The organism is Pseudomonas sp. R38(2017), from assembly GCF_002112395.1.
GTDB lineage: Bacteria > Pseudomonadota > Gammaproteobacteria > Pseudomonadales > Pseudomonadaceae > Aquipseudomonas.
Genome location: NZ_NEHN01000002.1, coordinates 510,793 through 531,994 on the forward strand (window position 1 = coordinate 510,793; position 21,202 = coordinate 531,994).

Genomic DNA, 21,202 nt, shown 5'->3' on the forward strand with positions numbered 1-21,202 from the left:
GCGCCTGATCCTTATATCGGCCAGGCTTGAGGATTTTTTCAGGTCAAGAGTAAATATTTTTCAAATGATTGCGAGTGTTTCGCGATTGAAACACCCGGCGTTTTGGATGATGGGTGACAGGTCAGGCCGGAGTCGCCATGCGCCAGACGCGGGCAATATCGGTGGCGCGTTCACGCAACAGGCGTGGTGCTTCGGCGCAGGCTTGTTCGAGGGTCATCGGGCCGCTGGTGACAGCGAATGCTGCATCGATACCGTGATCGTAAAGAGCCTGATAGCCCTCGCCCAAAGTCCCGGCAATGACGATCACCGGTACGCCGTATTGCTTGGCGATCCGCGCCACGCCGAACGGGGTTTTGCCGCGCAGGGTCTGGGCATCGAAGCGCCCTTCCCCGGTGATCACCAGATCTGCGCCTTTCACTGCATCGGCCAGCCCGACCAATTCGGCGACCACTTCAACCCCGGCCTGGAACCGTGCGCCGAGAAATGCCTTGGCCGCAAAGCCCAGTCCACCCGCCGCACCGCTGCCCGGCTCGTCCCGAACATCCTTGCCCAACGCTTGCGCGCAGAGTTCGGCAAAGTGACCGAGGGCTTGATCCAGTTGCTGCACCTGCGCCGGTGATGCGCCTTTCTGCGGGCCGAAAATCGCCGAGGCGCCATGAGGGCCGCACAGCGGATTGTTGACGTCGGCGGCGATGTCGAAACGCACCTGTGCCAGACGCGGGTCGAGTTCGCTGAGGTCCAGTCGTGCGAGTTGCGCCAGCGCCAGACCACCCGGCACCAGTGATTGCCCTTGAGCATCCAGCAGTTTCAAGCCCAGCGCCTGCATCGCGCCGGCGCCGCCGTCGTTGGTGGCGCTGCCGCCGATGGCCAGAATCACGCGCTGTGCGCCGGCATCGAGCGCCGCTCGGATCAATTCTCCGGTGCCGAACGTGCTGCTGATACACGCGTCACGCTGCCCCGGCGGCACCAGTTGCAGGCCGCTGGCCTCGGCCATTTCGATGATTGCGGTGTGGTTGTGCGGCAACCACCCCCACGCGGCTTCGACCGCCGCGCCCAACGGGCCACGCACACGAGTGCGGCGCAGTTCGCCTTCGCAGGCATCGAGAATCGACTCCACCGTCCCTTCGCCACCGTCGGCCATCGGGCATTTGACCAGCGTCGCCTGCGGCCAGATCTGCGCCAGGCCCAGCGCGATGGCTGCTGCAACGCCTTGGGCACTCAGGCTGTCCTTGAACGAATCGGGGGCGATGACGATTTTCATGCGAATTCTCCAGTTCCAATGCCCCTCATGCTGCCAGTCGCCTTGCCCGTTGACGCCTGTCCGCTGCACAAGTGGCGCAGGCGTTTATTGTTCATTTCGACAAATCGTCGGTCTGCGGTAGCAATTGCACCCCGAGATACAGCGCCAACATGCCGTCGAGCTTCAACGGATCGACCCCGCTCAGCTCGGCAATCCGCTCCATCCGGTAACGCAGGCTGTTGCGGTGAATGCCCAATGCATCGGCGCAGGCCTGGCTCTGCCCGTCGTGATCGCACCAAGTGCGCAGAGTCGCGAGCAACTGGCCGTTGCTGTCCTTGGCGATGACCTTGCGCAATGGTTTGAGCAATTCGTCCAGCGCATCATCATTGCGATGACGCCAGAGCATCACCGGCAAGCGATAGCGATTGAGGGTCAGCAATCGTGAGTGCGGTAGTACTTCGCGGCCATAGGCGAGCAAATCGCCGACCCGTCGATAGCAACGGCGCAACCCGGCCAGTCCATCGGCCTGTCCACCGACGGCGATGCGCAGGATGTTCCAGCCCAGGCCATCGAGTTTTTCCAGCAGGCGATCATGCTCGACGTTTTGACTCGCCGGCCGGCACCAGAGCAGCGACGAATTGGCCGAACTCACGCACCAACTGTCCGGATAGCGCGACATAAGCCACGCACTCAGCGCCTCGACGGTTTGCCCCGGCCCGTGTTCAAGTCCCAGCTCAAACAGATACGGCACCCGCGTCAGTTGCGGTTTGAGCCCGAGTTGCTGGGCTTCATCCACCAAACGCGGCGAATCCCCTGCTTCACTCAACAGCAGCGCAAGCAAGTCATCGCAACGCTGCCGCCGCCATTGCTGCTCGGATTGCTGATTGCGCTGCCCCACCAGCATTTCAGCGGTCATGCGCACCAGTTCGGCGTAAGTGCGCAGTTGTTCGGGCTCGCCCGTGATGCCGAGTACGCCGATCAAACGCTGATCAAGCAGCAACGGCAGATTGATCCCCGGCTGCACGCCTTTCAGATGCACGGCGGTCTGCGCGTCGATCTCCACCACCCGCCCGTTGGCCAGCACCAGTTGCGCGCCTTCGTGGCGGGTGTTGATCCGCTCCGGTTCGCCGCTGCCGAGGATCAGGCCCTGGCTGTCCATGACGTTGACGTTGTACGGCAAAATGGCCATGGCCCGGTCGACGATGTCCTGGGCGAGGTCGTGATCGAGTTCGAACATAAGGGGAAAATCCTTGAAAACAGGCGCGGACGGTTGTTCACCCGCACAGGGTCTGCCGGCAAACCCTGTGCTCAGGCACAAAGACAATCCGGCCAAAGGTGGCCGAGACTCTCAGGGCGATCAACGTTACCCTTTGCATCGCAAAAAATCATAATAAAGAGAGAGCCGCCATGTCGCAGAGCGCCGCTGCCGCCCAGACCATCGCTGACGATAAAAATGCCGTCTACAAGCGCATTACCCTGCGTTTGATCCCCTTCATCTTCATCTGCTACCTGTTCAACTACCTCGACCGGGTCAACGTTGGGTTCGCCAAACTGCAGATGCTCGACGCGCTGAAATTCAGCGAAACCGTGTACGGCCTTGGTGCCGGTATCTTCTTCATCGGCTACGTGCTGTGCGGCGTACCGAGCAACCTGGCGCTGACCAAATTCGGCCCACGGCGCTGGATCGCGCTGATGATGATCACTTGGGGCACGTTATCGACCTGCCTGCTGTTCGTCACTACACCGACCCAGTTCTACACCCTGCGCCTGTTCACCGGCGCGACCGAGGCCGGGTTCTTCCCTGGCGTTGTGCTCTACCTCTCGCAGTGGTTCCCGACCTTCCGCCGTGGCCGGATCATGGCGCTGTTCATGTCGGCGATTCCGGTATCTGGTCTGCTCGGCAGCCCGTTTTCCGGCTGGATCCTCAATCACTTCGCTGCGGGCCAGGGTGGTCTGGCCGGTTGGCAGTGGATGTTCCTGCTGCAAGGCATTCCGACTGTAATCCTCGGCGCACTCGCCTACTTCCTGCTTAGCGACAACTTTGCCGCTGCCAAATGGCTGACCCCGCACGAGCGTTCGGTGCTGGAAGCGGATCAGGCCGAAGACCTGGCGAACAAACCGAAAACCACCTCCGATTCGCTGATCGCCGTGTTCAAGAACCCGGCGATCTGGGCCTTCGGCCTGATCTACTTCTGCATTCAGAGCGGCGTGTACGCGATCAACTTCTGGCTGCCGTCGATCATCAAGAACCTCGGTTTCAGCGACAACCTGGTGATCGGCTGGTTGAGCGCGATTCCGTATCTGCTGGCGGCGGTGTTCATGCTGGTGGTCGGTCGCTCGGCGGACTTGCGCAAAGAACGTCGCTGGCACTTGGTGGTGCCGATGCTGATGGGTGCGATCGGCCTGCTGATCGCGGTGAACTTCGCGGCCAACCCGCCGATTGCGATCCTTGGTCTGACCATCGCGACCATGGGCGCGCTGACCGGTCTGCCGATGTTCTGGCCGGTGCCGACTGCCATGCTGAGCGCAGGTGCGGCGGCAGGTGGTCTGGCGTTGATCAACTCGATGGGGCAGATGGCTGGATTCCTCAGTCCTTATCTGGTGGGTTGGGTCAAGGACAGCACCGGCTCGACTGATGCGGCGCTGTATCTGCTATCGGGTGTGATCGTTGGCGGGAGTCTGTTGGCGTTGCGGATGACGCGGACGTTGCGGGCCTGATTATCGGCAGGCACACAAAAACGGCCCACTTCGGGCCGTTTTTTATTGGCGCCCCAAGATCGTAAACGCCACGATTAAACACTCACAAAATCCCCCGCTGTCGCATCCAGCTCCAGCACCAATCCCCCCGGCATTTGCACAAAAATCTGCCAGATCCCGTCCTCCGGCACCTGCGCCACCTGATACGGCAACCCACTGCTCTGCACCCGTTTCAAAACCACCGCCGCATCTTCATCGGTGCGAAACGCAATATGACTCAACGCCGCCTCATCCAGCGCGGGCTGCTCAATCACATGCACCAGCGCCTCCCCGTCCTGATACAACCACCGCCCAGGAAACGGAAACGGCGGCCGTCGCCCCGGCGTCAGTCCCAATAAGGAATTGAAAGCGTCCTGAATCGGTTGCCCGTCCGGCGCATTGAACGCCAGGTGATCGAAGTGCCAGGTCATAACAATCCACCTCCGTCGACGTCGATGATGCTGCCGCTGATGAAGCCGTTTTCCATGACCAGCATAAATGCGGCGGCCAGATCCTGCGGCGTTCCGACCCGGCCCACCGGAAGAGCGGCCGAGGTGCGGGCGAACATCGCGCTGCGATGGCTTTCGTCCATGCCGGCGTAAGCTTCGGTGTCGGTCACGCCGGGGCTGATCACGTTGACCCGACGCGGCGCCAGCTCCTTGGCCAGTTGTTTGGCAAGGGATTCAAGTGCCGCGTTCAGGGTGGTTTTGATGAATTGCCCGGCGACGAATTTGCGCGAAAGCAACCCCGACGTCAGGGTGATGCTACCCCGCTCGCTCAGGTACGGCAGCGCCGCTTGAATGGCGCGCAAGGTGCCCCAGAATTTCACGTCGAACGCCTGTTGAGCCTGGAGCAGATCGCTGTCGGCCAGCGGCTTGGCGCTGACGCTCGGCCCTGCGGTAATCACCAGATGATCAAAGGCGCCGATGCTTTCGAACAGTTGACGCAGCGAGGCGTCATCAGTGACATCGGCAGTTTCATGACGGACACCGTCATGGGTTTCGGAGGTTGCGACACGGCGGCCGACCGAATAAACACGGGCGCCACGTTCAGCAGCGTTCGACGCGACAGCGGCGCCAATGCCGCTGCTGCCGCCGATGACCACAACAGTCTGGTTGTCGAGTGGTTTCATGAGAGTTCTCCGGTAGGCTTAAGGAGATTGCATCTTCTCCGGTTGCCAATCGAAGAAAAATCCCGGTAAATCGGAAGGATCTTTAAAGGATTTTTACCAATGAGCTCGATCCTCGATCTGGAAATCTTCGTCCGCACCGCCGACTCCGGCAGCATTTCCGCCGCCGCCAGGGCGCTGGAGCTGACGCCGGCCGCCGCCAGCATCGCATTGAAACGCCTGGAAACCCGCCTCGGCATCCGCCTGTTCGCCCGCTCGACCCGCAGCATGCGCCTGACCGAAGAAGGCCGGCGCTATCTGGAAAGTGTGCGTCTGGCGCTGGCCACTCTGGCCGAGGGTGAACAAGCGCTGAAGCAGCAGACCGAAGGCCTGAGCGGCGTGCTGCAACTGGCGGCGCCGTCGGACTTCGGGCGCAATGTGTTGCTGCCGTGGCTGGACGATTTCAAACGCGAGCACCCGCACATTCAGCTGCAATTGTTGCTGAACGACCGGCATGCAGATCTGTTTCGCGAGACAGTGGACGTCGCGCTGCGCTTTGGTGTGCCGAGTGATTCGACGCTGGTGGCGTTGCCGATTCTGCCTGAGCATCGGCGTATGGCCTGCGCCAGCCCTGCGTATCTGGAGCGTCACGGCACACCGCAAAACCCCGCCGAATTGAGCGAACACAGCGCCCTGCTCTACCTGCGCAACGGTCGGCCTTACAACACCTGGCGCTTCCATCGCGAAGACGAAACGGTCGAGGTCGAAGTACGCGGCGACTACCTCAGCGACGACGGCGAAGTCGCTCGCCGCTGGGCACTCGCCGGGCATGGCATCGCTTACAAGGCCTGGCTCGACGTGGCCGAGGACGTACGTGCCGGACGGCTGCTGATGCTGTTCGATGACTGGCAAGGTGAGAGCGTGCCGTTCAATCTGCTGTGCCCGCACCGGGTGCAGGTGTCGGAACGGGTCAAGGTGTTGCAGGCATTTTTGCGCGAACGTTGCGAGGCATTGCGCCGATAAATTCACTTTGCCGCGCCGGATGCTTCTGGTATTTGATGGAGGCTTTCCCACCGACAAAAGGATTTCGGCATGAGCTATCGCACACTGGGTCATTCGGGGTTGCAGGTGTCCACCCTCACCCTCGGCACGATGATGTTCGGCGAGCAGACCAGCGCGGAGGACTCGCTGCGTATCATCGACAAGGCCTGGGATCAGGGCGTCAATTTCATCGACACGGCGGACGTCTACACCAACGGCCGCTCGGAAGAGATCGTCGGCGAGGCCATCGCCCGTCATCGGCATGAATGGGTGCTGGCGACCAAGGTCGGCTTCGGCCCGGTGGACGGCGTGCCGAATCGCAGCGGTCTGAGCCGCAAGCACATTTTCAATGGTCTGGAGGCCAGCCTGACCCGGCTCGGCACCGACTACCTCGACATCTATTACCTGCACCGCGAAGACCACAACACCCCGTTGGAAGTCACGATCTCGGCGATTGGCGATCTGATTCGCCAGGGCAAGATCCGTTATTGGGGCCTGTCGAACTATCGTGGCTGGCGGATCGCCGAGGTGATTCGCGTGGCGGACAAACTCGGCGTTGATCGCCCGGTGATCAGCCAACCGCTGTACAACATCGTCAACCGTCAGGCCGAAACCGAACAGATCACCGCCGCCCAGACTTACGGCCTCGGCGTGGTGCCTTACAGCCCGCTGGCCCGTGGTGTGCTCAGCGGCAAATACGCGCCGGACGTAACCCCGGACGCCAACAGCCGTGCCGGGCGTCAGGACAAGCGGATTCTGGAGACGGAATGGCGAGTAGAGTCGCTGCGCATTGCCCAGCAGATTCAGCAATACACAAAAGAGCGCGGAGTCGGGATTGTCGAGTTTGCGATTGCCTGGGTGCTGAACAACGGCGCGGTGACGTCGGCGATTGTCGGGCCGCGTACTGAAGAACAGTGGGATGCCTACACCAAGGCGCAGGCGGTGAAGATTACAGCGGAGGATGAGGCGTTTATCGATTCGCTGGTGACGCCGGGGCATGCGTCTACGCCGGGGTTTAATGATGTGAGCCATTTTGTGTCGGGCCGGAAACCGCGGCTGGCTTAAGCACCTACGCTTCGACACAGGTCTCTGTTCTCAGGGGACCTGTGTCGAATGTTGGAAATATTGATCACTCGGCCAATATTCAGCACAAAAAACACGTATCCTGCGCGCCCCGTTTGACCATCACCCCCGCGAGGACAGTTTGTCTAAAGGTATCGCTCTCTCGGTAACAGCTTCGACGCTGTTTGCCGTCATGTATTACTACACCTCGTTGCTCACCCCGTTGAGCGGCGTGGAAATCTACGGTTGGCGGATGCTGCTGACCGTGCCCTGCATGACCCTGTTCATGTTGTTGTCCGGCGAATGGCGGCGGGTGCTGGAGCTGCTGCGCCGAATCCCTGCGCTGCCGAAGCTGATCGGTGGCCTGATCCTGTCGTCTGCGTTGCTGGGCGTGCAGTTGTGGCTGTTCATGTGGGCGCCGCTCAATGGCTACAGCCTCGATGTGTCGCTGGGCTACTTTCTGTTGCCGCTGGCGATGGTGCTGACGGGACGCATCGCTTATGGCGAAAGCCTGTCGTACCTGCAAAAAATCGCGGTGTTCTTTGCCAGCCTCGGCGTGTTGAACGAGCTGCATCAGGTCGGCGGGTTTTCCTGGGCGACGCTGGTGGTGGTCGTCGGTTACCCGTTGTATTTCGTGCTGCGCAAATACCTCAAGACCGACAACCTCGGCGGCTTGTGGGTCGACATGACCCTGATGCTGCCGGCGGCGTACTGGTTTGTGCGCGGTGGTGAACAGGGTTTCGGCGTCTTCGATCAGTACCCGGCGCTGGCGTGGCTGATTCCGCTGCTCGGTCTGATCAGCGCGTCGGCGCTGGTGGTGTACATCATCGCCAGCCGCTTGCTGCCGTTCAGCCTGTTCGGCTTGTTGAGTTACGTGGAGCCGGTGTTGCTGCTCGGTGTGGCGCTGCTGCTCGGCGAGAGTATCAAACCCGGAGAGTGGCTGACCTACATCCCGATCTGGCTCGCGGTGGTAGTGCTGGTGTTTGAAGGGTTCAAGCATCTGATGCGCCAGCGGCGCCCGTAAGACGCGCAATAAAAAGCCCGGCCTGCAATTGCAGGCCGGGCTTTTTTACATCTGATGCGGATTACTCGGTAGCGAGTACACCACGACGCACCTGGTCACGCTCGATCGATTCGAACAATGCCTTGAAGTTGCCTTCGCCGAAACCATCATCGCCTTTACGCTGGATGAATTCGAAGAACACCGGGCCCATCAGGGTTTCCGAGAAGATCTGCAACAGCAGACGCTTGTCGTCTTTGTCCGACGCGCCATCAAGCAGGATGCCGCGCGATTGCAGTTGATCGACCGGCTCGCCATGGTTCGGCAGGCGGCCTTCGAGCATTTCGTAGTAGGTGTCCGGCGGCGCAGTCATGAAGCGCATGCCGATCTTCTTCAACTGATCCCAGGTCTTGACCAGGTCGTCAGTGAGGAACGCCACGTGCTGGATGCCTTCGCCGTTGAACTGCATCAGGAATTCTTCGATCTGCCCGGCGCCCTTCGACGATTCTTCGTTGAGCGGGATGCGGATCATGCCATCCGGCGCGGTCATCGCTTTCGAGGTCAAACCGGTGTATTCGCCCTTGATGTCGAAGTAACGGATCTCGCGGAAGTTGAACAGTTTCTCGTAGAAGTTCGCCCAGTAGGCCATGCGGCCGCGATACACGTTGTGGGTCAGGTGGTCGATGATCTTCAGGCCGGCACCGACCGGGTTGCGGTCAACGCCTTCCAGGAACACGAAGTCGATGTCATAAATCGAGCTGCCTTCGCCGAAACGGTCGATCAGGTACAGCGGCGCGCCGCCAATGCCTTTGATCGCCGGGAGGTTCAGCTCCATCGGGCCCGTTTCGATGTGGATTGGCTGGGCACCGAGTTCCAGCGCACGTTTGTAGGCCTTCTGCGAGTCCTTGACCCGGAACGCCATGCCGCAAACGGACGGGCCGTGCTCGGCGGCGAAGTATGAAGCAACGCTGTGGGGTTCGTTGTTGAGGATCAGGTTGATCGCGCCCTGGCGGTACAGGTGCACGTTCTTGGAACGGTGGGTCGCGACCTTGGTGAAGCCCATGATCTCGAAGATCGGCTCCAGGGTGCCAGGTGTCGGCGATGCGAACTCGATGAACTCGAAGCCCATCAGGCCCATTGGGTTTTCGTATAAATCTGCCATGGTTGGCGCCTCATCATTCTTATCAATTAACCAGAGTTATTTGTCAGTAATGCTGAGGCCGGTGGGTGGCGCACAGGAGATGCCACGCACACTGCGGGCGAGGAAGTCACCGTAGATCAGTTGAAACCCGAATATCTTCATTGTCGACCCAAGGCTCTTGCGGGCGAGGCTTCTGCTGCCAGAAGACGATTATTATTGTATGCGTAACCGGATTCTACACAGCGTAATCAGGGTTGTCTGCCCTCTCTATAAAATCCGCTTTTTTCGGGCCGGTGCAAGAGGTTTGTTGCATAGCCAGATGCCCGCCAGAATCAGCGCACCGCCCAGACTCATGGGTATTGTCAGTTGCTCGCCCAGCAGGATGGCGCCAGCCAGCACGGCGGTCAGCGGGTTAAGCGCAATGAACACGCCGGAGCGGGTCGCACCGATTTTGCGGATGCCGTCGTAGTAACCGATGTACGCCAGCGCCGAACCCAAGCCCCCGAGATAGATCAGACTCAGCCATTGCGTCATCCCGAGATTGGCCACCGCCGCCCCGCTCACTTCGCCGCGAACGGCAGCCAGCGCCCAGAGCATCAGCGTGCCGAGCAGAATCGAAAAGGCCACCGTCTGCAACGGGCCGATGCTCTGATTGAGGCTGCGGGAAAACAGCGAGTAAATACCCCAGCTCAACACGCAGCCGAGAATCAGCAGATCGCCGATCCAGGCGTCTGGTGTCGCAGCCAGCAGTTGCGGATTACGACTCACGATCACCACACCGGCGCCGCCGATGCAGATCAGGATCCCGATGTTTTTCAGTCGACTCAGACGCTCCTTGAGCAGCAGCCAGGATGCCAGGCCGATCACCGCCGGATTCAACGCAACGATCAGCGAGGCCCGCGACGCATTGATGTATTGCAGGCCGTAAAAGAAGCAAAGGTTGTAGAAGAAAATCCCGAAGAACCCCAGCAATGCCAGTTGCAGCCATTGCCCGGGATTCGGGCGTGCGAAGGGAATCCGCGCCAGCCATAGAAAACAGAGCAACGCGACGCTGGCCAGCAAGAACCGAAGGCTGGCAGCGAGGATCGGACTCAGGCTGCCGGCGAGAAATCGCCCGGCCACCCAGGTCCCGCCCCAGATCATGCTGACCATGGCGAGGTTCAGATAGACGGGCATGTCCGAGGCCACCGGATGGATTGATTCATGACTATTCATAACGCTCTCGACGACGAAACTGACGGATGCCGTATCATTCGAATAATTGTCGATCATCGTAAAATGAGCTTTTACTCATGACTTTGACCCAGCTCGAAATTTTCTCTCTGGTGGCCGAGCTACGCGGCTTCACCCTCGCGGCCCATCGTCTGGGGATTTCCCAGTCGGCGGTGTCCCATGCTTTGAAGTCACTGGAGCAGGAACTGGGTGTCGAATTGTTTCGCCGGCATCAATCGCAAGTCGAACTCAGCGATATTGGCGAGCAATTGCTACTGCGCGCACGGGCGATGCTCGGGCTGGCCAACACATTGCGCCAGGAAGCCGCCGATGCACGCGGGCTGAAAAGCGGCACCTTGCGTATCGGCTCGTTCGGCCCGACCTCATCGATCAGGTTGTTGCCGCGGATTCTCCGGCATTTTCGGCAAGCGCACCCGGGCATCGAGGTTCACATCGACGAGGGTCCGGACCGCCAGGTACTCCAGTGGCTTGACGAGCGACGGATCGATATAGGTTTCGTGGTATTGCCCGAAGAACGCTTCGATACGTTTGCCCTGATGGAGGACCAGATGGTCGCCCTGCTCCGGCTCGACCATCCTCTGGCCACGCGGGCGCAACTGAGCCTGAAAGACCTTTGCAGCGACCCGTTCGTACTCACCGAAGCAGGCTCTTCGGAGCTTGTATCGCGACTGTTCAACGCGGCAAGGCTAAGCCCGAATATCCGATACCGCTGCTCGCAACTGCTGAGTACCCTCGATACCGTGAGCCGGGGCGACGCCATCACCATCGTTGCCGAAGGTTCGCTACCCAACGAGCCAGATCCGCAATACGTGAAAAGGCCACTGTCGCCCCCCGTGGCGAGGCACATCGGCCTGGCCGTGCTGGACCAGCGTCAGTCATCACCCGCCACTCTGGCTTTCATCAAACTGGCGACTGCACTGGATTACCGCTGAGCGGCGCAAGCGCCAACGGCCATCTATCATGGGCACAGACTCAACGCTTTCCAGAAGGTGCATCCTTGCCCCGCCTGCCGTCGAGAGCCACACACCACCGCAACAGGATGCGCCCATGCCTCTGACCGTCAGGCCCCGCCGCCAACGCAGCACCCGAATCATCGTGACGCTGCTGTGCGGTTTGCTGCCGATCATCATCGGCACTGTCATTCTGCATATGCAGGCCGAGCGCACGCTGGAGCAGAGCTCCCGGCAAACCGCCGAGGAGGCCTTGCGCCAGTTGGACCTGATGCTCGACAACACCGCCCAATCCGCCCGGGAATTGCTGCCGTTGGCGGGCCAGACCTGCGAGGATGTCAAACTGGCCCTGCGCGAACAGGTCACCCGCCGCCCGTTCGTACGTTCGACCAATCTGGTGTGGGACAACAACCTCTATTGCAGTTCGTTGTTCGGCGACTTCAAGGAAACCGTCAATCCGGGGGACTACACCCAAGGCAAGTTATGGCTCATGAACGGCAACCCGGTTACGCCTGATACGGCGCTGCTGGTGTATCGACTGAGCGATGGCCGGGGCGGCGCCCTGACGACGCTGGACGGCTATCACCTGAGCAATATCCTGCGCCTGATCGGCCGGCAGACATTGTTATTGATGCAAGTGGGTAATAACTGGCTTTCGGCCGACGGCAAAGTGCATCAAGGCCCCCTCCCTGAGTTACCGGTGGCCCAGAGCACGTTGAACTCTCCACACTATGCCTACACCGTGAGAGCCGGTTTCCCTGAAGATGAAACCTGGAACTACATGAGCGACGAATACCCGCCACTGTTCAGTCTGCTGATTTTCTTTGGGGCGGTGTCCGGGGCGATTGGCTATATCGTGCAGAACCGCGCGACATCCCCCAGTCACGAAATGCTGCGCGCGCTGGAAGCCGGAGAGTTCATTCCCTACTTTCAACCGGTGGTCTACGGCGACAGCGAGCGCTGGTCGGGCTGCGAAGTGCTGATGCGCTGGAATCATCCCAAGGAAGGCCTGGTGCGTCCGGATATGTTCATACCGTTCGCAGAACACTCCGGGCTGATCGTGCCGATGACCCGTTCATTGATGCAGCAGACCGCTGTGGTGCTCGGGCCGCTGTCTGCTTCATTCGAAGCCCCTTTTCATATCGGCATCAACATTACGGCCAGTCACTGCCACGATCTCGAGTTGCTGGAAGATTGCCGCGAGTTTCTGGCGGCTTTTGCCCCCGGCAGCATCAGCCTGGTCCTGGAGCTGACCGAACGCGAGCTGATCGAGCCCACCGACATCACCCATCAGTTATTTGCACAATTGCGCGCCATGGATGTGAAGATCGCCATCGACGACTTCGGCACCGGTCATTCGAGCCTGGGCTATTTGAGAACATTCAATGTCGACTTTTTGAAGATCGACCAGACATTCGTCGCCATGATTGATAAGGACGCCCTGTCCCGACACATTCTGGACAGCATCATCGAACTCTGCGCCAAACTGGATCTGGGCATTGTGGCCGAAGGCGTGGAAACACAGGTCCAGGCCGATTATCTGGCCGCGCATCACGTCAACTTTCTGCAAGGCTATCTGTTTGGCAAACCGATGCCGGCCGCAGACTTCATCGATGCATTAACTCACCATTAACTAAACGCGATAAAACCGACGGGCTCAGACCGTTCGCACCAAATTGATACAAGACATCGCTGTTTTTACATAAAGAAAACATCAGGATTTACTCTTGACGCATTAACTACTACAATTTTTCTTACCTGTTGCTAGATTGGCAGGTGAGCCACTATCACCGAGTCGCTTCAAGGCTCTTGGCTTATAGCTTTGTTTGCGGTTGGTATCAGCCAAACACACTATTGGAGTAAAGATATTGTCCAGACTCGCTGAATTTCGTGCAGCTGAAAAGGCCCTTCAGGAACAGCTCAAGCAGCTGGAATCGCTGAAGAACGATGCCGGGCTCAAGAAAGAAATCGAATTCGAAGAAAAGCTCCAGGGGCTGATGAAAACCTACGGCAAAGGCCTGAAAGACATCATCGCCATTCTCGATCCGAACCCGGCGAAATCCGGTCTGCAATCGACCGCCGCACCTAAAACCCGCCGCGCTCGCGTGGTCAAGGTCTATCAGAACCCGCACACCGGCGAGCTGATCGAGACCAAGGGAGGCAACCACCGCGGGCTGAAGGCCTGGAAGGAACAGTACGGTGCAGCCACCGTTGACTCCTGGTTGCGCAGTTAATCCCTCGCAAACATGAAAGCCCTGCATATGCAGGGCTTTTTTTTGGACAATACTTAACAAATACAACGACTTTTCTGGCAGGAAAGTTTAGTCTCAAACCCCTTTCGCGCTGAAACTATGCTTCTGAATGTTGCCTCATTGTCCAGCAATAACTTTATGCTTAATCAGTTCTGGTATCTAACATCACGCTGACCACGAACAGGCAGTTAGAATTTCAAGCTGTTTCGCGCAGCCACTATGTCATTGCCGCTGGCCTTATAAACCTCCGCCTGCCCGGCATACGAAAGTACGTAAGCCTTATTCGCCTCGACCGCTGCAACCAATGTTTGCGACAGCACGTGACGGCCGTTTTCAGTCACGGTACAAGTGGTCTCAAGTGCCGCAAGCGAGCCCAGCGTACTCGCGTGAACCTTGTTGCAGACACTCTGATAACCGCTCTGGAAAAAGTCTTTCTGCACCGACTTGCGCATCTCCAGCAACACGCCCTGCAAGTTGACCTGATGACCGCTTTCCACACGGGTCATCGTCAACTCCATCACCATCACCTGATTGCCATCGGCGTCAGTCTTCACCCCGCGCTGACGGGAGACGTCCGGGGATGTTTCGGGTAACGCCTCGACTTCCCACCCGGCCGGCCAGGTGATGCTCGGCGCCTCGGCAAAGGCCGGTAGCGCCAGCAGGGAAAAACCCAGGAAAACGAACAGCGATTTGAACGGTCGGATCATTACCAGAGGCACTCGCGGATTGAGCTGTAAAGTCTGAGGCTCGCCCGCCTGGAGGGCAAGCCCGCGCTTTCGGTTTGGCGATGCTGCCAGGCATGCGTATCATTGCGCCCATTCACTCGCCCCAATTTGTTACGGAGGGCTCATGAGCCTGCAAGAACTGAACACCTTCCCTGGCGTGACCGCCACCCCGGACAGCGCAACCCGCAACTTCGTGTTTAACCACACCATGCTGCGCGTCAAGGACATCACCAAATCGCTGGACTTCTACACCCGCGTACTGGGTTTCTCGCTGGTGGAAAAGCGTGACTTCCCGGAAGCCGAATTCAGCCTGTACTTCCTCGCCCTGGTCGACAAATCGCAGATCCCGACCGACGCCGCTGCCCGCACCGAGTGGATGAAGTCGATTCCCGGCATCCTGGAACTGACCCACAACCACGGCACCGAAAACGACGCAGACTTCGCCTATCACAACGGCAACACCGACCCGCGCGGTTTCGGCCACATCTGCATTTCGGTACCGGATATCGTTGCCGCTTGCGCACGCTTTGAAGAGCTGGGCTGCGATTTCCAGAAGCGCCTGACCGATGGCCGCATGAAGAGCCTGGCGTTCATCAAGGATCCGGATGGTTATTGGGTCGAAATCATCCAGCCAGCGCCGCTGTAAAGCTGAGTCTGGGTAGAAAGCACCCCGCAAAGAAAAAACCCCATCATCACTGATGGGGTTTTTCTTTTTCAGGCCCGGGATTTATGCCGGAGCCGAAGTGCGGATCAGGTGATCGAAAGCGCTGAGGGAGGCCTTGGCGCCCTCGCCCACCGCAATCACGATCTGCTTGTACGGCACGGTCGTCACGTCACCGGCAGCAAAGATGCCCGGGATCGAGGTTTCCCCCCGGTTGTCGACAATGATCTCGCCGCGCGGCGACAGCTCGATGGTGCCTTTGAGCCAATCGGTGTTAGGCAACAGACCGATCTGCACGAAGATCCCTTCCAGCTCGACCGTGCGCAGCTCGTCAGTGTTGCGATCCTTGTAACGCAGGCCGTTGACCTTCTGCCCGTCGCCGGTGACTTCAGTGGTCAACGCACTGGTGATCACGGTGACGTTCGGCAGGCTGTGCAGCTTGCGTTGCAATACGGCGTCGGCACGCAGCTGTACATCAAATTCCAGCAGCGTTACGTGGGACACGATACCGGCCAGGTCGATGGCCGCTTCGACGCCGGAGTTACCGCCGCCGATGACCGCGACACGCTTGCCCTTGAACAGCGGGCCGTCGCAGTGCGGGCAGTACGCCACTCCTTTGTTGCGGTATTCCTGCTCGCCCGGCACGTTCATTTCACGCCACCGCGCGCCGGTCGCCAGAATCACGCTCTTGGCCTTAAGGGTCGCGCCACTGGCGAAGCGGACTTCATGCAGCTCGCCATTCTTGCCCGGGATCAGCTTGTCGGCGCGCTGCAGGTTCATGATGTCGACGTCGTACTGCTTGACGTGTTCTTCCAGCGCGGTAGCCAGTTTCGGACCCTCGGTTTCCTGCACGGAAATGAAGTTCTCGATGGCCATGGTGTCCAGCACCTGGCCGCCGAAGCGTTCGGCCGCAACACCGGTACGAATGCCTTTACGTGCCGCATAGATGGCTGCCGAAGCGCCGGCCGGGCCACCGCCGACCACCAGTACATCGAAAGACTCTTTGGCGCTGATTTTCTCGGCCTGACGCTCGATGGCACCGGTGTCGAGTTTGGCGAGAATCTCTTCCAGGCCCATGCGGCCCTGGCCGAAGTTTTCGCCGTTCAGGTAAATGCTCGGCACGGCCATGATCTTGCGATCGTTGACTTCGTCCTGGAACAGCGCGCCGTCGATGGCGACGTGGCGGATGTTCGGGTTAAGTACGGCCATCAGGTTCAGCGCCTGGACTACGTCAGGGCAGTTCTGGCAGGACAGCGAGAAATAAGTCTCGAAGTTGAACTCGCCTTTGAGCGAGCGGATCTGTTCGATCACTTCAACACTGGCCTTCGATGGGTGGCCGCCGACTTGCAGCAGGGCCAGCACCAGCGAAGTGAATTCATGGCCCATCGGGATGCCGGCGAAACGCAGGCTGATGTCGGCACCTGGGCGGTTGATCGAGAACGACGGTTTGCGTGCATCGTCGCCGCTGTCGATCAAGGTAATCTGGTGCGAAAGACTGGCAACGTCTTTCAACAGGTCGAGCATTTCACGGGATTTCGCACCGTCGTCGAGTGAAGCAACGATCTCGATCGGCTGGGTGACCCGTTCCAGGTACGATTTCAACTGGGCTTTAAGATTGGCGTCCAACATACGGGCGATCTCCTGACTTTATTTGAGGCGAAAAAAAGCCCGAGCGAATCTCGCCCGGGCTTTTCTATTGGGCGGTGCAGCTTACTTAGGTAGGTGCGGAGTTCCGCCCTGCATTGCGTGTCACAGACTTAGATCTTGCCGACCAGGTCCAGGGACGGAGCCAGAGTGGCCTCGCCTTCTTTCCACTTGGCTGGGCAAACTTCGCCTGGGTGAGCAGCAACGTACTGAGCAGCCTTGATCTTGCGCAGCAGCTCGGAAGCGTCACGGCCAACGCCGCCATCGTTCAGTTCAACGATTTTGATCTGACCTTCAGGGTTGATCACGAAGGTGCCACGGTCAGCCAGGCCAGCTTCTTCGATCAGCACGTCGAAGTTGCGGGAGATGACGTGGGTCGGGTCGCCGATCATGGTGTATTCGATTTTGCCGATGGCTGGCGAAGTGTTGTGCCAGGCAGCGTGGGCAAAGTGGGTGTCGGTCGAAACGCTGTAGATTTCTACGCCCAGCTTCTGGAAGGCAGCGTAGTTGTCGGCCAGGTCTTCCAGCTCGGTTGGGCAAACGAAGGTGAAGTCGGCTGGGTAGAAGAACACTACGGACCATTTGCCTTTCAGGTCAGCGTCCGAGACTTGTACGAAGTCGCCGTTTTTGAACGCGGTAGCTTTGAACGGTTTTACTTGGCTGTTGATGATAGGCATTGATGACTCTCCGTCAGGGTTGTGAATTCGATGGGTGAATCCTACCCACTCACTCGACGGATGGCTCATTGGCAAACCTGATGCTGCTGATTTGTTTTCGCTATTAGCTGACTGTATTAATAGAAGAAAACGATATCTACGGCGACAGCGGGTTATCCGTAATCCGGGCCATCCCGTGAAAGGGGCTCGCTTCAACATAGCGCATGGCGGACTTCATATCCTTCCAGCCCACGTAACTCATCAGCGACTTGAGATCCCAACCGCTTTGATGCGCCCAAGTGGCAAAGCCGCGCCGCAATGAGTGACTGGTGTAGCGCTCGGCGGAGATCCCGGCTCGCTCGAGGGCCTGGCGCAGCAACGGAATCACACTGTTGGCGTGCAAGCCCTCCTCGCTCAGATTGCCCCAACGGTCGACGGCACGAAACACCGGGCCGCGTACAAGCGCCGCTTCGGTGATCCAGTCGATGTAGGCCTGCACCGGACAGAGCTTCAACAACGCCGGAGCCTGATAGGTCTGACCGAGGTTTTCCCGGTCGCCTTTACTTCGCGGCAGGTACAGGGTGATGCCACTGCCAGCGAGTGCCTGGACGTGTTCGATCTGCACCCGGCACAACTCATCACTGCGAAAGCCACGCCAGAACCCCAGAAGAATCAGCGCTCGATCACGGCAGGCCCTGAGTAACAATGGCCGGTCCTGTTTTTCTCGGGCCTCTTTCATTTCCTGTTCAAGCCAGGCCACGGTCTGTTCAAGGTCCTGCAGCTGTAATGGCTCGGCCTGTTTTTCCTGCGCAGGATGCAGCGCACGGATGCCCTTGAATACTTTGCGCACCACCGGAGTCTTGGTCGGATCGGCGAATCCCTGACTGTTATGCCACTGCGCGAGCGCCGACAAGCGCAACTTCAGTGTATTGACCGAAAGCACCCCCGCATGCGCCACCAGATACCGCGCGACACTGTCAGCCGTCGCGGGCAGGAACCCACCCCATACCGTTTCGAAATGCTCGACGGCCGCGCGATAGCTGCGGCGGGTGTTGTCACGGGTGGCGGCTTGCAGGTAGCGATCGATATCGCTCATGGGCTGATTTCTCGCAGATGTACTGATTTGAAGATTGAAAAGCGGATTCTGGCGCTTCACATTGGGTAATACCAGTATATCCCGTCCGTTTATCTTGAAACATTTAACTTTATTTTCAGCATGGTACACTGCGTACCTTAGTGGCATGTACCACAGTACATAATCGTAGGAGCACATATGGCCCGTGGCGGCGTTAACAAAGCAGTAGTCCAGATCGCGCGCTCAGCGATTCTCGCCCGTGGCGAACACCCAAGCATCGACGCGGTACGCATCGAGCTGGGGAATACCGGATCGAAAACCACAATCCATCGCTATCTGAAAGAGCTGGATGACGGCAGCGCACCGGCGGATCCTTCAGTAGAACCCATCGATGACGAGCTCCTGGCGCTTGTCACACGCCTGGCACAACGCCTGAAAGAACAGGCACAGGAGCCGATCGATCAGGCACGCGAACAGTACGAGCAACAACGCCAGGCGCTGGAAGCGGAATTGAATCAGCTGCGCCATGAGCATGCGCAGCTGGAGAAGAAGCACGACATCCAGGGCGCAGCGCTAGCGAAAGAGTCCGAAGCCTTGAGCGACACCCGCTCGATGCTGCAAACCGAACAGACGCGCAATGCCGGCCTGAATCAGGCGCTGGCAGATTTCGAATTGCGCTTGCAGGACAAAGACGAGCAGATCCGCTCGCTGGAAGAAAAGCACCTGCATGCTCGTGATGCGCTTGAGCACTACCGCAATGCCGTCAAGGAGCAGCGCGAACAGGAACAGAGCCGTCACGAAAGTCAGGTTCAGCAGTTGCAGATAGAGTTGCGTCAGGCGCAACAAAGCGCGCTGGTGCGCCAGGATGAAATCACTCAATTGCACCGCGACAACGAACGTTTGCTGACTGAAAACCGCGGAACGCTGCGCGAATTGAGCCTGCTGCAGGATCAGCTCAAGCACAGCAATCAGCGTCAGGATCAACTGCTGGAGCAAGCGACGCGCGTCGACAACGAGCGCACTCTCCTCCAGGAACGCTTGCGCGTGGCACTGCTGGACAGCCAGACACTCAAGCAGAGCGTCGACGAGCAGTCGCAGCTCAATCAGTCATTGGAGAAGGAATTGACCAAGGCGCAAGACAGTCTGCGCCTGGCCACCACCGTTGCGGCAGCGCCAGACGCAGCAGAACCGAAAAAGAATTAAGCGCCGACCGGCGTACGCATGGTGACAAACTCTTCGGCCGCCGTCGGGTGCACCCCGATGGTGTCGTCGAAGTCACGCTTGGTGGCGCCAGCCTTCAGCGCAATTGCCAGTCCCTGCACGATCTCGCCGGCATCCGGCCCGACCATGTGACAGCCCAGCACCTTGTCGGTTTTGCCATCGACCACCAGCTTCATCAGCGTGCGCTCCTGGCATTCGGTCAGGGTCAGCTTCATCGGGCGGAAGCGGCTTTCGAAGATCACCACATCGTGACCCGCTTCACGCGCCTCTTCTTCGGTCAAACCGACGGTGCCGATGTTCGGCAGACTGAATACCGCTGTCGGAATCATCTTGTAATCCACTGGGCGGTATTGCTCCGGCTTGAACAGCCGGCGCGCCACCGCCATGCCTTCAGCCAGCGCCACCGGCGTCAACTGCACGCGACCAATGACATCGCCCAGCGCCAGAATCGACGGCTCGGTGGTCTGGTACTGCTCGTCGACCTTGATGAAGCCCTTCTCATCCAGCTGCACCTCGGTATTCTCCAGGCCGAGATTGTCCAACATCGGGCGCCGGCCAGTGGCGTAGAACACGCAATCTGCTTCCAGCACGCGACCATCCTTGAGGGTCGCTTTCAGGCTGCCATCTGGTTGCTTGTCGATCCGCTCGATATCGGCATTGAACTGCAGATTCATGCCGCGCTTGATCAGCTCTTCCTGCAGATGTTTGCGCACCGAACCGTCGAAGCCGCGCAGGAACAGATCACCGCGATACAGCAACGTGGTATCCGCACCCAGACCATGGAAGATCCCGGCAAATTCGACGGCAATGTAACCACCACCGACGACCAGGACGCGCTTCGGAAGCTCTTTCAGGAAAAACGCCTGATTGGAGCTGATGGCATGCTCATGCCCAGGGATTTCCGGAATCTGCGGCCAGCCACCCGTGGCGATCAGAATGTTTTTCGCGGTGTAGCGCTCGCCGTTGACCTCCACTTCATGGGGACCAACGATCTTCGCGTGCGCTTCATGCAGGGTCACGCCACTGTTGACCAGCAGATTGCGATAAATGCCGTTCAGTCGATTGATCTCGCGATCCTTGTTGGCGATCAGGGTCGCCCAATCAAAGTCCGCTTCACCCAGGCTCCAGCCGAAACCGGACGACTGTTCAAAGTCTTCGGCGAAATGCGCGCCGTACACCAGCAGCTTTTTCGGCACGCAGCCGACATTGACGCAAGTGCCACCCAGATAACGGCTCTCGGCCACCGCCACTTTCGCACCGAAACCGGCAGCAAAACGCGCAGCCCGCACACCGCCGGAACCGGCACCAATCACATAAAGGTCAAAATCGTAGGCCATTTCTTTCTCCTCGGCAGGCGATCAGCATACCTGCCGTCGTCCTTTGGGCAAGCACTCCTGCCGATATAGGGGCGGAAAATGAAAAAGCCACCCGAAGGTGGCTTTTTCGTACAGGCAGGT

General features: G+C 59.1%; 20 protein-coding genes. 9 read left to right on the forward strand and 11 right to left on the reverse strand.

The window, feature by feature from the left end; translation table 11 throughout:
- Nucleotides 1-121: 121 nt before the first annotated feature.
- Together CAF87_RS05940 and CAF87_RS05945 are read right to left on the reverse strand one after the other, a co-directional pair.
- The gene (locus CAF87_RS05940; protein ID WP_085730820.1) at nt 122-1,261 is read right to left on the reverse strand and encodes a glycerate kinase; all 1,140 of its coding nucleotides are present in this window, start codon (nt 1,259-1,261) and stop codon (nt 122-124) included.
- A 91-nt stretch (nt 1,262-1,352) separates the two neighbouring features.
- Nucleotides 1,353-2,477, reverse strand: a complete 1,125-nt coding sequence (locus CAF87_RS05945) for a sugar diacid recognition domain-containing protein (RefSeq protein WP_085730819.1) — start codon at nt 2,475-2,477, stop codon at nt 1,353-1,355.
- A gap of 170 nt (nt 2,478-2,647) precedes the next feature.
- Here CAF87_RS05945 and CAF87_RS05950 point away from each other — a divergent pair, with 170 nt between their 5' ends.
- Entirely contained in the window at nt 2,648-3,958 is a 1,311-nt protein-coding gene (locus CAF87_RS05950) for an MFS transporter (protein WP_085730818.1), read from the forward strand.
- Nucleotides 3,959-4,032: 74 nt separating this feature from the next.
- On the opposite strand, the gene CAF87_RS05955 is transcribed toward CAF87_RS05950, so the two are convergent.
- A complete protein-coding gene (locus tag CAF87_RS05955) occupies nt 4,033-4,407 on the reverse strand; it encodes a hypothetical protein (protein ID WP_085730817.1) in 375 nt (124 codons plus the stop codon).
- Nucleotides 4,404-5,108 (reverse strand): SDR family oxidoreductase, encoded by a 705-nt coding sequence (locus CAF87_RS05960; RefSeq protein WP_085730816.1) that lies wholly within the window; start codon nt 5,106-5,108, stop codon nt 4,404-4,406. Before CAF87_RS05960 ends, CAF87_RS05955 begins: the two co-directional genes overlap by 4 nt.
- Before the next feature lie 99 nt (nt 5,109-5,207).
- On the opposite strand from CAF87_RS05960, the gene CAF87_RS05965 reads away from it, so the two are divergent.
- The 3 genes from CAF87_RS05965 (at nt 5,208) to rarD (ending at nt 8,211) form a co-directional block, all read left to right on the forward strand.
- Nucleotides 5,208-6,107 (forward strand): LysR family transcriptional regulator, encoded by a 900-nt coding sequence (locus CAF87_RS05965; RefSeq protein ID WP_085730815.1) that lies wholly within the window; start codon nt 5,208-5,210, stop codon nt 6,105-6,107.
- A 69-nt stretch (nt 6,108-6,176) separates the two neighbouring features.
- Nucleotides 6,177-7,190 (forward strand): aldo/keto reductase, encoded by a 1,014-nt coding sequence (locus CAF87_RS05970; protein ID WP_085730814.1) that lies wholly within the window; start codon nt 6,177-6,179, stop codon nt 7,188-7,190.
- A gap of 139 nt (nt 7,191-7,329) precedes the next feature.
- A complete protein-coding gene (gene rarD, locus CAF87_RS05975) occupies nt 7,330-8,211 on the forward strand; it encodes an EamA family transporter RarD (protein WP_085730813.1) in 882 nt (293 codons plus the stop codon).
- 61 nt (nt 8,212-8,272) lie between these two features.
- On the opposite strand, the gene hppD is transcribed toward rarD, so the two are convergent.
- Nucleotides 8,273-9,349, reverse strand: a complete 1,077-nt coding sequence (gene hppD / locus CAF87_RS05980) for a 4-hydroxyphenylpyruvate dioxygenase (RefSeq protein WP_085730812.1) — start codon at nt 9,347-9,349, stop codon at nt 8,273-8,275.
- Between the two features lie 246 nt (nt 9,350-9,595).
- Nucleotides 9,596-10,543, reverse strand: a complete 948-nt coding sequence (locus tag CAF87_RS05985; protein WP_085731258.1) for a DMT family transporter — start codon at nt 10,541-10,543, stop codon at nt 9,596-9,598.
- Between the two features lie 77 nt (nt 10,544-10,620).
- On the opposite strand from CAF87_RS05985, the gene CAF87_RS05990 reads away from it, so the two are divergent.
- The 3 genes from CAF87_RS05990 (at nt 10,621) to CAF87_RS06000 (ending at nt 13,745) form a co-directional block, all read left to right on the forward strand.
- Entirely contained in the window at nt 10,621-11,493 is an 873-nt protein-coding gene (locus CAF87_RS05990; RefSeq protein WP_085730811.1) for a LysR family transcriptional regulator, read from the forward strand.
- A gap of 115 nt (nt 11,494-11,608) precedes the next feature.
- Nucleotides 11,609-13,144 carry an EAL domain-containing protein gene (locus CAF87_RS05995; RefSeq protein ID WP_085730810.1) on the forward strand — a complete coding sequence of 512 codons (1,536 nt, stop codon included), beginning with the start codon at nt 11,609-11,611 and terminating at the stop codon, nt 13,142-13,144.
- Between the two features lie 235 nt (nt 13,145-13,379).
- The gene (locus CAF87_RS06000) at nt 13,380-13,745 is read left to right on the forward strand and encodes a histone-like nucleoid-structuring protein, MvaT/MvaU family (protein ID WP_085696023.1); all 366 of its coding nucleotides are present in this window, start codon (nt 13,380-13,382) and stop codon (nt 13,743-13,745) included.
- A gap of 206 nt (nt 13,746-13,951) precedes the next feature.
- Here CAF87_RS06000 and CAF87_RS06005 read toward each other — a convergent pair whose 3' ends face one another.
- Entirely contained in the window at nt 13,952-14,470 is a 519-nt protein-coding gene (locus CAF87_RS06005) for a DUF4946 domain-containing protein (RefSeq protein ID WP_085730809.1), read from the reverse strand.
- 142 nt (nt 14,471-14,612) lie between these two features.
- Between CAF87_RS06005 and gloA the strand changes: the two genes are divergently transcribed.
- Nucleotides 14,613-15,134, forward strand: coding sequence for a lactoylglutathione lyase (gene gloA, locus CAF87_RS06010; protein WP_085730808.1), 522 nt, complete (start codon nt 14,613-14,615; stop codon nt 15,132-15,134).
- Between the two features lie 81 nt (nt 15,135-15,215).
- Here the strand turns inward: gloA and ahpF are convergent, their stop codons facing one another.
- The 3 genes from ahpF to CAF87_RS06025 all read right to left on the reverse strand — a co-directional run bounded on the left by ahpF (nt 15,216) and on the right by CAF87_RS06025 (nt 18,545).
- Nucleotides 15,216-16,778 (reverse strand): alkyl hydroperoxide reductase subunit F, encoded by a 1,563-nt coding sequence (gene ahpF / locus CAF87_RS06015; RefSeq protein ID WP_085730807.1) that lies wholly within the window; start codon nt 16,776-16,778, stop codon nt 15,216-15,218.
- Nucleotides 16,779-16,906: 128 nt separating this feature from the next.
- Nucleotides 16,907-17,470 (reverse strand): alkyl hydroperoxide reductase subunit C, encoded by a 564-nt coding sequence (ahpC, locus tag CAF87_RS06020; RefSeq protein ID WP_003224621.1) that lies wholly within the window; start codon nt 17,468-17,470, stop codon nt 16,907-16,909.
- Between the two features lie 136 nt (nt 17,471-17,606).
- Complete coding sequence (locus CAF87_RS06025; protein ID WP_139831701.1) at nt 17,607-18,545, reverse strand: site-specific integrase; 939 nt, start codon at nt 18,543-18,545, stop codon at nt 17,607-17,609.
- A gap of 177 nt (nt 18,546-18,722) precedes the next feature.
- Here CAF87_RS06025 and CAF87_RS06030 point away from each other — a divergent pair, with 177 nt between their 5' ends.
- Nucleotides 18,723-19,727: a DNA-binding protein gene (locus CAF87_RS06030; protein WP_085730805.1), complete on the forward strand. Its 1,005-nt coding sequence runs from the start codon at nt 18,723-18,725 to the stop codon at nt 19,725-19,727.
- Here the strand turns inward: CAF87_RS06030 and gorA are convergent.
- A complete protein-coding gene (gene gorA / locus CAF87_RS06035) occupies nt 19,724-21,082 on the reverse strand; it encodes a glutathione-disulfide reductase (protein ID WP_085730804.1) in 1,359 nt (452 codons plus the stop codon). The two genes, CAF87_RS06030 and gorA, sit on opposite strands and share 4 nt — an antisense overlap.
- Nucleotides 21,083-21,202 lie beyond the last annotated feature (120 nt).